Raw genomic sequence first — 15679 nt, forward strand, 5'->3', positions numbered from 1 at the left:
TTGGGGTACATTTTTTAACCTTTCGTGCGCACACACTGGTATTTTCAATGGTGCAGTGATATAATAATCAAAATAATGGAGCGTTAGAGATAACGCTCCATTCATAAAGGAGATAAAGACAGCTTGATTACGACGATAAATATGACAAATAATCAGGATGAGCTTGAAAGGTTCCGGGATATGGAGGACCTCAGACAGTTCTGTACGCAGTACGGCTGCGACGGCATTGAATATATGAGAATCCCGGGAGAAGCAGACATTCCAAAGGATATGATCCAGGGGGTGCATCTGTCATCCTTCCAGAACTGGATGGACCTTTGGCTGGGGAATAAAAAGCGCCTGCTGGAAGAGTTCGGCAGCATGGAGATTGTAGAGCAGTTCTACGGAGGGACAAGTCCGGGAAGTCTGATTGAAAAGTTTACGAAGGAATTGGATTACGCCCAGGAGATTGGGGCGAAATATGTGGTATTTCATGTATGCGAGGTGAAAATAAAGGAAGCATTTACATACAAGTTTGACTATTCGGATCAACAAGTTATAATAGAAGCAGCAAGAATTATAAATCATTTATTAGATGGAAAAAAATACACCTTTGATTTTCTTATGGAAAACCTGTGGTGGCCCGGACTTAATTTCCTGGATCCGGCTATGCCGAGGCTTTTGCTGGACAGCGTCAACTATAAGAACAAAGGCTTTATGTTAGATACAGGGCACCTGCTGAATACAAATCTTAATCTGAAAAATCAGGATGAGGCGGTTGCTTATATAAACGAAATTCTCGACAGGAATGAAGGAATTTCTACCTATATAAAAGGAATCCACCTTCATCAGTCCATTACAGGAGAATTTGTAAAGTCTTCCAGGAACCATATACCGAAGTTAAAGGAGGATTACTGGGAGCGCTGGTGCCAGATATTTGAGTATATTTTTCAGGTGGACAGACACCAGCCGTTTACAGGAAAGGGACTGTCCAGGCTTATCGAAAGAATTTCACCTCAGTACCTAACCCATGAACTGATAACAAGAAACCGTCAGGAACAGGAAGCGTTTCTGAGACTGCAGACAGATGCTTTAAGGGATTCGCATTAAAATAAATTGTGAAGAAATGTGAAAAATCTGTTAACTCTCTGGATTTCCAATCCACAAAATGGTATATTATACGTATTAAGTATAATTAAAAGCCGGGACTACCCCCTTTTAATGTACGAACAGGGGGAGCAGTAAAAAACCAAAGGAAAGGACTTAAGGATGTTTAAAAGGAAAGTATGGCTTAACAGAATCTTTGCTGCCAGCCTGGCTGGCGTTTTGATGACACCGGCGACGGCCGTATATGCAGCGCCAGACAATAATGTAAATAACGAATCTAATATAGACCCTGAGGGTGAGAGTGGACAATCAACGCCAGGTTCCGATACAGGAGGATCAACTATTACACCTCCGGCCGGAGATGACGACCAGACACAGAATCCCGGTTCAGGGGAGACAACAACACCGCCTGCTGAGGATCCTGAGACACCGGACCCGCCCGTGCCGGAAGAACCTGATGTACCTACGCCGGAGGAACCGGAGCCGGATGAGCCCCTTCCGGAACAGCCGGAGGAGACTCCTGAGACACCGGAAGAGGAAGAACCGGAGGAAACTCCCGGGGAAGACGAGACACCGGAAGAGGAGGAGACTCCTGAGACGGATTCTGAGACCATTACCAATCCTCAGGCCGGCACTAATCAGGGTTTGATTTCCCAGCAGCAGATCATTATTCCTCCTATGATTGAGGATACTTTCCGCTTTGTTACGGTGGAAAAGGATTACGCAGTTGCAAGGGAAGCTCTTGACATCTATTCTGCCAAAATCGGAGAAGAGATGGAGACTGAGGACGGGGAAAACGCAGAAGAAGAGCCCCAGGAAGATCCCATTGTGGTGGGCGAGATTGAAAAAGACGGCCTTTGCTATGTGCTGAAACAGGAAGAGGGCAGCGAATGGGTTTACATAGAGTCAGGAGTTGTCAGAGGGTTTGTAAAAGCGGAAGATCTGCTTATGGATGAAGAGGCAGATAATTTTGTGACAGAAAAAGGGGAAACAAATCTGCATGTGGCACAGGCACTTGTGGATCCTATCGACAATCCGGCATTAACCTATACAAGAACTACCATTCGCCAGACTGTAATAGATAAAGTATACGCTATCTCTACAGCCAGTGAGCTGAATATAAGGGAAGGCAAGAACACAGACTCCCGCATCGTGGGAACGTTGGCAAAGGATGGACTCTGCTATATCCTTGCGGACAGTGATCAGGATTGGGTCTATGTGGAATCCGAAGATGTCAGGGGATTTGTCAAGAAAGAATATCTCCTTCAGGGAGAAGAAGCCTCCAAGAAGGTAGAGGAGACTGGGGAAGAACAGTTTGCACTGGCGACTCAGCTCATTGAACCGGAGGAGAATGCAGCCTGCTATTATACAATAACCTCTGTAAAGGAAGGCATGATTGCAAGTGCAATCCGTACGTCCATGTTAGAGTTTGCCCAGCAGTTTTTAGGGAACCCCTATGTATGGGGGGGAACCAGCCTTACAAACGGCGCAGACTGTTCCGGATTTGTACAGAGTATCTATGCACAGTTTGGCTACTCTCTGCCGAGAACCTCCAGAGAACAGGCTCTGTACGGAACACAGATTCCTGTGGAGGATGCAGCTCCCGGAGATCTTATCTTCTATGCTAAGAACGGAACGGTATATCATGTAGTAATGTATATGGGTGACGGGCAGATTATACAGGCGGGTTCCAGAAAGACTGGAATCAATATTTCTACGGTAGATACAGAGCATGCAGTGTGGGCAACACGGGTGATATCAGATGCGGATTCTGAGAATATTAAGCTCGTGAATGCCAAAGCGGATCAGACCACATCGGAATATACCACAGCAACAGCGGATCAGATAGGAGATTTGCTGGGTAACTTTAAGCTGACCGCATACTGTAATTGTTCCCTTTGCAGCGGACAATGGGCTGGCGGACCTACAGCAAGCGGCACTATGCCGGTGCAGGGCCGGACTGTGGCTATGGGAGGTATTCCATTCGGCACCAAGCTGGTGATTAATGGACAGCTCTTTACGGTTGAGGACAGAGGAACTCCGTACGGACATGTGGATATCTTTATGAATGATCACAACGAGTGCAACGAATTTGGAGTTGGATACGCCAACGTTTTTCTTGCTAAATAAATGAACTTAAAAAGGCGCAGCGCCTGAATCAGCAGGCTGCTGTGCCTTTTTATTTATTTGTCCGCACATAATTCTGTTGCTGGACTTCTTGTTGTATCAATGGTATAATAAAAGCATAATTATTTGAATAGTTCGTGCAATTTTCAACTGGAAAGGGAGGGTTTCTATGGAAGAAAGATTACGAAAAATTTATGCCAGAAGCAACAGTGCAATTGCTCTAAAGGTGATACAGGGACATTTTGCCACATCTCAGTCGCATATCACCCATTACTTTGATATGACAACAATGAAGACCCGCTGCGCGGAGGCGGAAAATGTAGCATCCGCTTTGGCCCAGAAATATGAACTGAGCACACCAGTAGATACCATCGTGTGTCTGGACGGGCTGGAGGTAATCGGCGCTTTTCTTGCAGAGGAGCTGACAAAAGCCGGAATTCATTCTATGAATGCCCATCAGACAATATATGTGATAACACCGGAATTTAGTTACAATGGGCAGATGATGTTTCGGGATAATCTTCAGCCGATGGTAAAGGGTAAAAATGTAGTTATTCTGATAGGCTCTATCACCACGGGAAAGACACTCCAGAAAAGTATAGAGAGTATTCTATATTACGGAGGAATTATCCAGGGGGTATCTGCCGTCTTCAGTGCGGTAGCTAAGGTGGCCGGAGTGGAGGTGAATACTATTTTCACCAAAAAAGATCTTCCGGATTATGAGAGCTATAAACCCGCGGAATGCCCTTTATGCAGGAACAGAGTAAAACTAGATGCCATGGTGAACAGCTTCGGATATTCTAAGCTGTGACCAATTGGGGACAGGGCAGATCTATTTTGGGACGTGTACCTTTTAAAAAGTACACGTCCCCTTTTTCTATTTCAATAATAATTAAGCTGGGATTTTGGGCTATTTGACGAAAATGGAGATAGAATTAATTAAATATTGTAAAACATGCTGCATAGTGATATAATTTCAAATATGCAGAACGTCGTTCACTAATAAAGAACGAATGGGCGGCGTTGGGGAGGAGGTAAAGTATGATTGAGGTAGGGATGAAAGATATTCAAGATGCTTATGAACAAATTGAGCCTTTTGTGTTCAAAACTCCAATGATATATTCGGAGCCTACATCCCGGAGGGTAGGAAGTGAAGTATGGTTTAAGATGGAAAACCTGCAGATGGGAGGAGCCCACAAGATACGCGGTGCTCTGAACAGTATGCTGAAGCTGAGCCCGGAAGAGCTTAAGAGAGGTGTGGTGACGGCATCTGCGGGGAATCATTCACTGGCAGTCGCCTATGCGGCAAAGCTCATGGAGACATCGGCTATTGTATGCGTTCCGGAATATGCGCCTCTGACAAAACGGCAAAAGGCTGAGAAATATGGAGCACAGCTTTTGGTATGCGGGCCGCACTTTGAGGACGCAGAGAGAAAAGCTTTTGAGGTTGCGCGGGAGACAGGCAGAAAATTTATTCATGCCTATGAGACGCCGGAAACTATTGCCGGACAGGGGACCGTCATGCTGGAATGCTTCCGTGAATGGAAGGATTTTGATGCGGTTTTAGTGCCTACGGGAGGGGGAGGACTGCTGTGCGGAACAGCAATTGCCTGCAAAGCCGAGCATCCCGAGACTAAAGTATACGGACTTCAGACGGAAGCGTCCGCACCTTGGCTGCGGTCTTTTCATGAAAAGACGCTGCATAATGACTGCGCATATGCTTCCACCTGTGCGGATGGTCTGGAAGGAGCTATTGGCTGGCCGAATGTGGAGCTTGCACTGACCTGTGTGGATGATATATTTGCAGTCACTGAGAAAAGCCTGCGGGAGGGGATTAAGTGGACGTCTGTCATGCATAACCTAATGATTGAGGGGGCGGCAGCCACTTGCCTGGGAGCCTTGTTTGAGCGGCATGAGGCGCTGCAGGGAAAAAGGGTGCTTTGCCTGATCAGTGGGGGAAATATTGATCCGGAGCGCTTTTGTGAGATTTGCAGGGAGTCTTATCCCTGGCAGAAAGAAGGAAAATCAAAGGGGGAGGTGGCATAATTGATACAGGTATCAATGAAAGATATTGTTGAGGCATATGCGCTGATACAACCCTATATTATGAAAACGCCCCTGATATACTCAAAGCCCACATCTGATCGAACCGGAAGCGAAGTGTGGTTTAAGATGGATAATCTCCAGTCCATTGGAGCCTATAAGATACGGGGGGCTATGAACAATATGATGTCTCTGAGGGGGGAGGAGGTAAAGAAAGGGGTAGTGGCGGCTTCGGCCGGAAATCACTCTCAGGCAGTAGCTTACGGGGCCAGGCTCAGAGGAACCTCTGCGGTTGTGTGTGTTCCGGAATCCACGCCCATGAATAAACGTGAGGGGGCTCTAAAGTACGGAGCTGAATTGGTGGTATATGGTCCAAATTATGAGGAGGCTGAGAAAAAGGCCTATGAAATCGCAAGGGAGACCGGCAGGAAGTTTATACATGCCTATGAGAGTCCTGAGACAATTGCAGGGCAAGGGACAGTTGCCATAGAATGTCTGCTGGAAAAGGGAGACTTTGATGCGATTTTAGTGCCTACCGGAGGAGGCGGACTCTTGTGCGGCGTGGCTATTGCAGCCAAGGCTATGAACCCAGAGATAAAGGTGTATGGCTTACAGACCAATACCTCTGCGCCATGGCTTAAATCCTTCCATGAAAAGCGCCTGGACAATTCATGTCCATTTCTGCCTACCTGTGCAGACGGACTGGAGGGAGCGATTACTTGGCCCAATGTGGAGCTTGCACTGACCTGTGTGGATGATATTTTTGTGGTGGATGAGAGAACCACCAGAGAGGGAATTCAATGGATGGCTTCTAAGCACCATTTTATGATTGAGGGAGCATCGGCTACCTGCCTGGGCGCCCTGTTCGAGGAACATGAGGAATTAAAGGGCAAAAAAGTACTCTGCCTGATTACAGGCGGGAATATTGATTTGGACAAATTTTGTAAAATTTGTGAAGAAACATACGAATAAAGGCAAAGGAGCTTAGTAAGAAATGAAACCATATTTGACAGTGGAATGGAATGATACGGAGACGAATGCCAAAGGATGGATGGTGGTTCATAATTTTGTGAAAGGCTATACCGGAGGAGGGATACGTATGCATCCTTGCGTAACACTTCGGGAGGTAGAACGCCTGGCCAAGACTATGGCATATAAATACAAGGCATGTGAATCCCAGTACTGTGGCGGCTGTAAGGGGGGGATTGCCTATGACAGCAAGGCACCGGATGCCAGAGCTGTGCTGCGCCGGTATCTGATAGCCATGATGCCATATATAAAGGCCGGAGTATCTCTGGGAGGGGATCTGGGTACCAAATACGGGGATATGCTGGAAGTGTTCCGGGAATTTGGATTTGAGATGCCGCTGACTAAAAGTATGGCTGCAGATCCCCGGATTGAGAAGAACATGCAGGCGTATAATAAGATGCTGGATCTTACCGTTGACGGCAGGCCGATCAATGATGTCATCGCGGGATATGGGGTGGCCTGCGCCGCAGATGAGGCATGGAGCTATCTTCCGGATACGGAAGAAAGTGCAGCAGTTGTAATCCAGGGCATGGGCCGTGTAGGATCTGCCATTGCTAAAAAGATACAGCAGTTTGGCCATAAGGTGGTAGGAATGGCAGACTCAAAAGTATGTGTGTACTGCAAAGACGGTCTGGATACAGAGCTACTATATGAACTTAAGAGAGGTCATAGGGAACTGGATCTGACAAAATTACCGGAAACCTATCAGATTATGCCCACAGAACAGTGGGTGGAGCAGGAGTGTGATATCCTGATCCCCGCGGCTTTGGACAATGTGATACATAAAGATAACGCAGAGCGAGTGCGCGCAAAACTGCTGGTGGAGGGGGCTAATATTCCTGTTTCACCGGAGGCAGATAAAATATTAAAGAACAAGGGAATTTATCTTATTTGTGATTTTACAGCAAACCTGTCAGAGGCATGGTTTTATGATGCCGTATTCTTTGGTGTGGTTGAACCGGAATTAAATACTGTTTTGAGAGAAGGGGAGGCCCTGTGCAGAAGAAATGCAGGTAAACTGATGAAAGCAGCTGTAGAAGAAGGAATCTATGCCAGAGAGTCTGCTATGAAGCTCTTTGAACCGGATATCCAGGATATGCCGGAGATATAGAAGACATAAGATAAGATACCCACTTGCCGAAATAGTAATTATGCTCTATAATTTGCTTAAAGACGTTCTTAGATAGAGAACGATGAAAGGAGAAATGGGTAATCTATGATTGATTCTTCTGAAGTTAAAGTGAAAAGTCTGCAGAAGGCTCTGGAAATTTTAAATTGTTTTGCTGAAAAGCAGCCCCTGGGTGTTACAGAAATCAGTGAAAAGTTGGGATTATATAAAAGCAACGTGCATAATATATTAACAACCTATAAGGCTATGGAATACCTGGAGCAGGATGAGGAGACGGGAAAATACTATCTTGGAAGCAGTATCTTTCCCCTCTGCCGTGCTCTGGGAGACAGTTTCAGCATAACGAAAATTGCCATTCCCTATATGCAGGAGATTGTAAAAAAAGTGGATGAGATTGTATATCTGGCTATACCCCATGAGGATGAGGTGATCTATCTGGAGGCCATTTATCCGTCAGAGTCCATTCATCCGGTGCGCTCCCTTTTGGGAGAGCGCGCTAAAATGTACTGTACCAGTGTGGGAAAATCTATGATGGCATATCTCCCTGAGGACGAGGTAGAGAGATACCTGAGTAAAGAGCTAATAGCACTTACGGACTATACGATTACGGATAAAGCCCTGTTAAAGGAGGAATTGGCAGAGATCCGCAGAAATGGATATGCCTTTGACAACATGGAATTCGAATTCGGGATAAAGTGTGTGGGAGTGCCCATATTTAACCGCCACGGAGTAGTGGAGGCCGGTATCAGCGTCAGCGGTCCCTCCCTCCGCATTGAGGAAAAGCGAAAAAGCGGACTTACAGATGTCGTTAAGAAATACGCCGCGGAGATAGAAAAAAGGCTTTAAAATTTGTGCAATATTCATAAAAAATAAAAAAGCATCAATTCGATATTGAAAACATTAACCAAGTGTGTTAGTATCTAGTTACACAATACAGAATGAAGTTCTCAATTACGGAACACTAAAACAGTTTAACTCGGACTGCCAACCGAGTTTTCCTTCTAACCAAAATCAAGAACGCTGTTCCGTAATTAAGAACAAAATAAAAGGAGGATTTACTTATGGCAAACAAACCGTATATCGTAGTGGAGTGGAATGACACAGAGAGTGATGCAAAAGGGTGGTTATGTATGTATAACTTCGTTAACCATTATTGTGGTGGTGGAACACGTATGCATCCTACAGTAACCAAAGAAGAGGTTATCCGTCTTGCAACAGCTATGGGGTATAAGTATAAAGCCTGTGAATCAGAGACAACAGGCGGATGTAAAGCTGGTATTGCTTATGACTATAAAGCACCGGATGCTCTGGATGTATTAGAAAGATTCATGGTTGCAATGGCACCTTACCTGAATGCAGGCGTATCAATCGGCGGTGACCTGGGTGTTGACTACGGAGATGTGCTTAGAATCCTGGATGACATCGGAGTTGGCTTACCACAGACAAAAGCCATGAAAGCAGATCCCAAGATTGAGCAGGGAATTAAGAATCACGACGAAGTATGCGACATGACATATGACGGATTTAAGATGTATGATATGATTACCGGATACGGTGTAGCGTTTGCCACAGATGAAGCATGGAAGATCAAGGAAGGCAGAGAGGGAGCTACAGTTATCATCCAGGGATTCGGATGTGTTGGAGCCAGCCTTGCTACCTGTCTGGACAAGATGGGATATAAGGTAGTTGGTATTGCCGATGTTAATCAGCTTCTGTACTGCCCGGACGGATTAAATATTCCTAAGTTGGTAGAGACAAGACTTCCCAAAGGCGAACTGAATCCGGAAGCTTTTGAAGACAATTATCAGAAACTGCCTAATTCTCAATGGTTAGAGATGGATGTAGATATTATCATCCCCGCAGCTCTGGAAGATGTTATCAATAAAGATAATGCAGACAAGGTAAAGGCCTCCCTGGTGGTAGAAGCTGCCAACATTCCTACAACTCCGGAAGCAGATGAAATCCTTCGCGAGAAAGGCATTGACGTAGCGGTTGACTTCGTATCCAACTTAGGCGGAATCCGAATCTATGAAGTAGTTATCTTCGGCATCTGTGATAAGGTTCCACAGGAAATCGTTGATGATACAGAAAGACTGATCCGCAAGAATACAAGATTAGTATTTGAAAAGGCAAAAGAGACCGGAAGATTTACAAGAGACATTGCAAAAGAAATCTTTACACCAGACAAATCCGATACTCCAGACAACTAAAATTTAAAAAATGTGAATAAAGGGGTGTCACGGCAAGCAGCGGGCACCCCGTAACTGTATCATGAACATAAGACAACTCATGAAGGAGGTCTTCTATGAATTCTAAATTAAGAAAATATTTGACGGTTGCTGCTCTCGGCCTCGCTGGTGGTGCTATTTACTTTTTACCGTATATCAAGTACGTGTATTATGACGCACAGGTTGCAGCTATGGGAATTTCAAATACCCAGACCGGAATTCTGCTTACAATGTACACGATCGGAAATATGATTTTATACATACCGGGCGGCATCTTAGCCGATAAAATTTCGCCTAAGAAGGCTTTGGTAGTCTCGCTTCTGGCAACAGCAGGTCTATGCTATATCTACGCATTTACCTTTGATTATAAGATTGCACTGGTCATCTGGCTGGGATTATCCTTCTCCACAGCTTTCATATTCTGGTCATCTCTGATGAAGGCGGTCCGTATTATCGGAACGGAAGAGGAACAGGGATTTATGTACGGGCTTTATTATGCCTGTAACGGACTTGCAGGCGCTCTGACACAGTCTCTGTCATTATTTGCTTATAATACAGCAAAAGATGAGATCGTTACCGGATTCTTCCGGGCTGTAGTGACAGGCGGTACGGTTGCCGTTGTAGCCGCAGTTCTCCTGATGTTCCTGATGGACAGCAAGGCAGGCGCTCATACGGCGAGTGAGGGCGAAGACAGTAAGTTTAAGATGGGCGATGTTGGAAAACTTCTGAAGAACCCAATTGTATGGATTGCATCCATTACTATATTCTGCGCGTACGGTATTTTTGCAAACACATCCTTCTTTACTCCTTATCTTACAGAAGTAAAGGGAATGTCCGCATCAAGTTCAGGAGCTATAACCATTATCCGAAGCTATGTGCTTCTGCTTCTGTCACCCGTAGGCGGTCTTATCGCAGATAAAGTATTCAAATCCACTGCCAAGTGGTTAACCTGTGCCCTGGTAATTTTAGCGGCGCTCTTCGCAGGCGTACTCTTACTGCCCAGCGGAATGAGCCCCACGGCGGTCAGCCTTTATACTCTGATTCCAGGTGCCTTTGCAATGATGATGTACGGAGTTATCTTCTCCATTATGAGCGAGGCGGGAATCCCCCGTATGATGACTGGAACGGCAATTGGTATTGCTTCTATCATCGGTTATATGCCTGACTCTATCTATTCCACAATGTTTGGAAGCTGGCTGGATAAATACGGAGCAGACGGATATACAAGAATCTTTGGTTTCCTGGCTGCAAGTGCTATCGTAGGAGCAATTCTGGCAATGTATATCTACATCAGGAACAAAAAAAATCAGAAATCAGCAAGTGCTGAGTGAGTTTAAATCAGAATAAAGAGAGGAATGCCATATGGAAAAAGTTTATACGAACACAGTGCGCTGCAAAGGATGTGGCTACTGCATCAACGCCTGTCCAAAGGATGCCATCAGCGTATCCGAGCACGTGAATGAAAAGGGTTATAACACCATAGAAGTTGATGAAGAAAAATGTGTATGCTGCGGTTCTTGCTACCGGGTATGCCCTGACTATGTATTTGAAATACGATAATGGAGGTATATTATGGCTAAGGTATTAATGAAAGGAAATGAAGCCCTTGCTGAAGCCGCACTGGCAGCAGGCTGTAGATTTTATAGTGGATATCCCATTACTCCTCAGACAGAGATTCTGGAATATCTCTCCTGGAGAATGGAGGACGTGGGAGGAGAATTTATTCAGGCTGAATCTGAGCTGGCCGGTATCAATATGGTACTGGGGGCAGCGGCAGCCGGGGCCAGAGCACTCACAACGTCTTCGGGCCCGGGATTTTCCCTGAAACAGGAGGGTATCTCCTATCTGGTAGCGGCAGATTTGCCGGCAGTTATCGTAGATGTAATGAGAATCGGAACAGGTCTTGGGGATATCGCTCAGGGCCAGGGAGATTACTGGCAGTTAACAAGAGGGGGCGGACATGGTGACTATCGTACTATCGTATTGGCACCGGCTTCCGTACAGGAAAATGCAGACTTGATCTACAAGGCATTTGATCTGTCTGAAAAATACCGCCATCCGGTTATCGTCGCCTCTGACGCGGCCATCGGACAGATGATTGAAGCAGTAGAGATTCCAGAATTTGTGGATCATGATATTGACAAATTTGACTGGTCTATCAAAGGGTGCAAAAAAGGCGATGAGCAACGCAAGATTCAGAATATCTATTACACCAATCCGGATTATGAAGATTATCTGAGAGACAAATATTCTGCGATGGAAGCAGAAGAGCAGCTCTATGAAAATATCATGGTGGATGACGCAGAGGTAGTTCTGGTTGCCTTTGGAATCAGCTCCCGTGTATGCCGGGAGGCTGTACAGGTGGCAAGAGAAAAAGGACTGAAGGTTGGTTTAATCCGGCTCATCACCTTATACCCCTATCCTGTAAAAGCGTTCGAAGAGGCCAAGAATGCGAAAGCATTCCTTACGGTAGAGATGAACATTCTGGGACAGATGGTAGATGACGTGAAGCTGGCAACCGGCGGAAAATTCCCGGTAGACCACTTTGGATCTATTTTCGAGATACCGGAAACAGAAGGCATCATTGCTAAAATCGAGCAGATGCTGAAAGATGTAGAAAAGGAGGAGGCATAATTATGAAGTTAAAAGCTCCTGATACCGTTACATTTACCCAGAGCGGCTTCTGCCCGGGATGCGGCCATGGTCTGGCTGTGCGCATCATTGCAGAAGTTATGGAAGAGATGGGATTAAGCGAAAAATTGCTGGCAATTGTAGACGTTGCCTGCGGCTCTTTAAATATTGATTCCTGGAGATTTGACACCATTATGGCGGCACACGGACGTCCCATTGCAACAGCAGTAGGCGTTAAAAAAGTCCGTCCTGAGAATCCTGTTATGGCATATATCGGAGACGGTGCCGCATACTCCATCGGCATGGCAGAAACTATGCATACAGCAATCCGCAACGACAATGTGGTAGCGATTGTTATCAATAATAGTTTATACGGAATGACAGGAGGACAGTGTGCTCCTACCTCCCTTCCGGGCCAGAAGACTACTTCTACCCCGAGAGGCAAGGATCCGAAGAAGTGCGGCATGCCCTTTAACATTGTAGATGCATTCAGCGGTCTGGATATTGCATACCTTTCCAGAGGAGCGCTTTCAGATCCTGCAAATATTAACAAATCCAAAAAAATGGTTCGGAAAGCCTTTGAAAAACATATGGCCGGAGAGGGATTCTGCCTGGTAGAATTATTGTCTCCATGTCCAACCAACTTAAATATGACACCGGTTAAGAGTGTGGAAAGAATTTCTAACGAGATGGAGAAATACTTCCCGCTGGGTGAGTTCAAGGATAAAAAGGAGGAATAGGCAATGGCAACAGAGATTATTTGTGCAGGCTTCGGCGGCCAGGGTGTATTAACTGCCGGAATGTTATTAATTAATGCTGGCATGGAACAGGGGAAAAACGTATTGTTCTATCCTTCTTACGGTTCAGAGATGCGCGGGGGAACTGCCAACTGCGCGGTGAAGATCAGTGAAACACCGGAAGAACAGATTGCAAGTCCTGTATGTAAGCATCCGGATATCGTTCTCACAATGAATGGTCCGGCTATCGACAAGTTTGAAGGGAGACTGAAACCAGGGGGACTTTTACTGGTAAATTCTTCTATCGTGCCGGACGACCGTACCTACCGGGATGATATCAAAGTAGTGAAGGTTGCTGCAACCGATATCGCAAAAGAGCTGGAAAATCCCAGAGGAGCCAATATCGTAATGTTAGGAGCACTGGCCTCCAACAGTGACGTATTTACCGCAGAGTATCTGAGAGAAGCGATTGATTCTTTCTTTGCGAAAAAAGGCAAGAACAATCCCAAGAACGCGCAGTGCTTTGAAAAGGGAGCAGAAGTAAAATAAGAAATCGCCGGGGGTAAAAAAATGGATTTAACGAAACTTTTAAAACCAAAGTCAGTGGCTGTCATCGGAGCAAGCGAAAAAGAAGGCTTTGGCGGAGACGTTTGCCGTAATATATTAACTTATGTAAAAGACAGAAGCCGGGTGTACTTTGTACACCCGAAGCGTGACCAGGTATTTGGCGTACCGTGCCACAAGAGTATATTAGACATTGAGGACACAGTGGATCTGATGATTATCTGTACCTCTCAGAAAACAGTTGTTCCGCTTCTCAGGGACGGGGCTAAAAAAGGTGTGGGCGGTGCTGTAGTATTTGCCAGCGGATACGGCGAGGTGGGAACAGACGAAGGCCGCGCCAATGAGAAAGAACTCATCGAAACTGGGGAAGAACTTGGCATTGCAATTATGGGTCCGAACTGTGCAGGGTTTGTCAATTACATTGATGATGTGCAGGCATTTGCTTTTATCTCTGAGAAGAGAGACAGAAAAGGAAGCGTAGGCGTTGTGTCACAGAGCGGTCAGCTCTGCCTGTCCCTCATGGAGTGTCCGTCCATGCGTTTTTCCTACTGCATCTCCGCAGGAAACGGAAAAGCGGTGCAGATGGAAGACTATATGGACTATCTGGTAGATGATGAGAATACAAAGGTAGTCAGCATTTATATCGAGGGTGTAAAAAACACTGAGAAATTCGCAGCCGTGCTGAAGAAAGCTGCGCAGAAGAAAAAACCTGTGATTATTTTGAAAACAGGAAGAAGCGCGAAGGGCGGAGCCATTGCAGCTTCCCACACAGGAAGCCTTGCAGGTTCAGATAAGTCCTTTGATGCGGTGCTCAAAAAATTCGGCGCTATCCGTGTAGATGATTTGGAAGAATTAATGGCAATGTCATCCATGATGGCTACCATGCCTTCTATTCCTGAAAAGGCAACCTTTACTTCCATGAGCCTGTCAGGGGGAGAAACCGGTATCTGCGCAGACGTGGGAAGTCAGTATAACCTGGAATTCCCGGATTTTGAGCCAGAGACGCTGGCAAGTTTAAAGGAGCAGCTTCCCAGCTATGCCACACCCAATAATCCTCTGGATATGACGGCAACCTTGTCATATGATGAAGATTTATTCGCGGAGGCCCTCAGAACAGTTATGAGGGATCCGAATATCGGAATGGTTCTGGTTGGCTATACCCTGCTGCTGGAAATCGCAGATCCCGCGATACACTATATGTACAAAGGAATTGAAAAAGTGGTGAAAGAAGGCAACTGTAAGCCTATCGCACTTCTGCCCTTTGCAGAAAACACAAGAAATCCAGAATACAGCACTAAGCTGTTTGAAATAGGAGTACCAATTCTGCCGCCGACGGTATATGCCTTTAAGCTGCTCCGCTATCTCTCTGACTTTATTGAATATCATGCAGAGACGAAAACTCTGGAACTGGCTCCTGGAAAGCCTGCTTCCAAAAACTCCTATGCATTGTCTGAGTTTAACAGTAAAAAAGAACTGGAACAGTACGGAGTAGCTGTACCGAAGGCAATCATTGCCGCCTCTCTGGAGGAGGCCATTGCCTTTACAAAAGGTAAAGATACGCCCTTTGCCATGAAGATTGAGTCTGCCGATATCCTGCACAAGAGCGATGTGGGCGGTGTTAAACTGAATATCAGCGGGGAAGAAGCAGTGACAAAGGCCTACAATGAAATTATGGAAAGCGTTACAGCTAAACGGCCCGATGCCAAAATTAATGGTATCTTGATCTCCCCAATGCTGAAGGCAGGCGTGGAGATGATTATCGGAGTAAATAACGATCCTCAGTTTGGTCCTATGATTATGGTTGGAATGGGCGGAGTCTTTGTAGAACTGTTCAAAGATGTTGCTCTGTATCCTGCGCCACTGAACCATGAGGAAGCTCTGGAGATGCTTAAGTCACTGAAATCCTTTAAACTTCTCACTGGATACAGGGGAAGCCAGCCTTGTGACATTGATGCCCTCTGCGACACAATTGTTGGCATTTCCAAATATGCAAGTGAAAATAAAGATGAACTCAAAGAGCTGGATATCAATCCAATCTTTGTTTATCCGGAAGGTGAGGGTGTAGGGGTAGCTGACGCACTGATTGTTAAATACGAGAAATAAGT

At 45.7% G+C, this 15679-nt stretch carries 14 protein-coding genes; all 14 read left to right on the forward strand.

All coding sequences use genetic code 11. The features are described 5' to 3' along the window. Positions 1 to 123 precede the first annotated feature (123 nt). The 14 genes from ACGHCT_RS08470 to ACGHCT_RS08535 all read left to right on the forward strand — a co-directional run bounded on the left by ACGHCT_RS08470 (position 124) and on the right by ACGHCT_RS08535 (position 15677). A complete protein-coding gene (locus ACGHCT_RS08470; RefSeq protein WP_139249513.1) occupies positions 124 to 1089 on the forward strand; it encodes a sugar phosphate isomerase/epimerase in 966 nt (321 codons plus the stop codon). 159 nt (positions 1090 to 1248) lie between these two features. Further along, positions 1249 to 3216: an NlpC/P60 family protein gene (locus ACGHCT_RS08475; RefSeq protein ID WP_390439471.1), complete on the forward strand. Its 1968-nt coding sequence runs from the start codon at positions 1249 to 1251 to the stop codon at positions 3214 to 3216. 166 nt (positions 3217 to 3382) lie between these two features. Beyond that, positions 3383 to 4024 (forward strand): phosphoribosyltransferase, encoded by a 642-nt coding sequence (locus tag ACGHCT_RS08480; protein ID WP_072854207.1) that lies wholly within the window; start codon positions 3383 to 3385, stop codon positions 4022 to 4024. A 230-nt stretch (positions 4025 to 4254) separates the two neighbouring features. After that, positions 4255 to 5259 carry a threonine/serine dehydratase gene (locus tag ACGHCT_RS08485; RefSeq protein ID WP_390439474.1) on the forward strand — a complete coding sequence of 335 codons (1005 nt, stop codon included), beginning with the start codon at positions 4255 to 4257 and terminating at the stop codon, positions 5257 to 5259. Continuing rightward, positions 5260 to 6228, forward strand: a complete 969-nt coding sequence (locus ACGHCT_RS08490; RefSeq protein ID WP_226903684.1) for a threonine/serine dehydratase — start codon at positions 5260 to 5262, stop codon at positions 6226 to 6228. It begins immediately after the preceding gene. Positions 6229 to 6250: 22 nt separating this feature from the next. Continuing rightward, on the forward strand, positions 6251 to 7396 hold the full coding sequence (locus ACGHCT_RS08495) for a Glu/Leu/Phe/Val dehydrogenase (protein ID WP_256282162.1): 1146 nt from the start codon (positions 6251 to 6253) through the stop codon (positions 7394 to 7396). 105 nt (positions 7397 to 7501) lie between these two features. Continuing rightward, complete coding sequence (locus ACGHCT_RS08500; RefSeq protein WP_072854210.1) at positions 7502 to 8260, forward strand: IclR family transcriptional regulator; 759 nt, start codon at positions 7502 to 7504, stop codon at positions 8258 to 8260. A gap of 215 nt (positions 8261 to 8475) precedes the next feature. Beyond that, on the forward strand, positions 8476 to 9624 hold the full coding sequence (locus ACGHCT_RS08505) for a Glu/Leu/Phe/Val dehydrogenase (protein ID WP_072854211.1): 1149 nt from the start codon (positions 8476 to 8478) through the stop codon (positions 9622 to 9624). Between the two features lie 95 nt (positions 9625 to 9719). Further along, a complete protein-coding gene (locus ACGHCT_RS08510; protein ID WP_072854212.1) occupies positions 9720 to 10973 on the forward strand; it encodes a nitrate/nitrite transporter in 1254 nt (417 codons plus the stop codon). 31 nt (positions 10974 to 11004) lie between these two features. Next, the gene (locus ACGHCT_RS08515) at positions 11005 to 11202 is read left to right on the forward strand and encodes a 4Fe-4S dicluster domain-containing protein (protein WP_072854213.1); all 198 of its coding nucleotides are present in this window, start codon (positions 11005 to 11007) and stop codon (positions 11200 to 11202) included. Positions 11203 to 11214: 12 nt separating this feature from the next. Next, positions 11215 to 12276, forward strand: a complete 1062-nt coding sequence (vorB, locus tag ACGHCT_RS08520) for a 3-methyl-2-oxobutanoate dehydrogenase subunit VorB (RefSeq protein ID WP_072854214.1) — start codon at positions 11215 to 11217, stop codon at positions 12274 to 12276. Positions 12277 to 12278: 2 nt separating this feature from the next. After that, entirely contained in the window at positions 12279 to 13013 is a 735-nt protein-coding gene (locus tag ACGHCT_RS08525) for a thiamine pyrophosphate-dependent enzyme (protein ID WP_390439479.1), read from the forward strand. Between the two features lie 3 nt (positions 13014 to 13016). Continuing rightward, complete coding sequence (locus ACGHCT_RS08530) at positions 13017 to 13559, forward strand: 2-oxoacid:acceptor oxidoreductase family protein (protein ID WP_072854216.1); 543 nt, start codon at positions 13017 to 13019, stop codon at positions 13557 to 13559. 21 nt (positions 13560 to 13580) lie between these two features. Beyond that, positions 13581 to 15677: an acetate--CoA ligase family protein gene (locus ACGHCT_RS08535; protein ID WP_154256292.1), complete on the forward strand. Its 2097-nt coding sequence runs from the start codon at positions 13581 to 13583 to the stop codon at positions 15675 to 15677. Positions 15678 to 15679 lie beyond the last annotated feature (2 nt).

It is taken from the genome of Lactonifactor longoviformis (assembly GCF_042848515.1).
Taxonomy (GTDB): Bacteria; Bacillota; Clostridia; order Lachnospirales; family Lachnospiraceae; genus Lactonifactor; species Lactonifactor longoviformis.

Coding starts and splice junctions, on each gene's coding strand:
- ACGHCT_RS08475 (WP_390439471.1), top strand. CDS start 1,249: ATGTTTAAAAGGAAAGTATGGCTTAACAGAATCTTTGCTGCCAGCCTG.
- ACGHCT_RS08480 (WP_072854207.1), top strand. CDS start 3,383: ATGGAAGAAAGATTACGAAAAATTTATGCCAGAAGCAACAGTGCAATT.
- ACGHCT_RS08485 (WP_390439474.1), top strand. CDS start 4,255: ATGATTGAGGTAGGGATGAAAGATATTCAAGATGCTTATGAACAAATT.
- ACGHCT_RS08495 (WP_256282162.1), top strand. CDS start 6,251: ATGAAACCATATTTGACAGTGGAATGGAATGATACGGAGACGAATGCC.
- ACGHCT_RS08500 (WP_072854210.1), top strand. CDS start 7,502: ATGATTGATTCTTCTGAAGTTAAAGTGAAAAGTCTGCAGAAGGCTCTG.
- ACGHCT_RS08505 (WP_072854211.1), top strand. CDS start 8,476: ATGGCAAACAAACCGTATATCGTAGTGGAGTGGAATGACACAGAGAGT.
- ACGHCT_RS08510 (WP_072854212.1), top strand. CDS start 9,720: ATGAATTCTAAATTAAGAAAATATTTGACGGTTGCTGCTCTCGGCCTC.
- ACGHCT_RS08515 (WP_072854213.1), top strand. CDS start 11,005: ATGGAAAAAGTTTATACGAACACAGTGCGCTGCAAAGGATGTGGCTAC.
- vorB (WP_072854214.1), top strand. CDS start 11,215: ATGGCTAAGGTATTAATGAAAGGAAATGAAGCCCTTGCTGAAGCCGCA.
- ACGHCT_RS08525 (WP_390439479.1), top strand. CDS start 12,279: ATGAAGTTAAAAGCTCCTGATACCGTTACATTTACCCAGAGCGGCTTC.
- ACGHCT_RS08530 (WP_072854216.1), top strand. CDS start 13,017: ATGGCAACAGAGATTATTTGTGCAGGCTTCGGCGGCCAGGGTGTATTA.
- ACGHCT_RS08535 (WP_154256292.1), top strand. CDS start 13,581: ATGGATTTAACGAAACTTTTAAAACCAAAGTCAGTGGCTGTCATCGGA.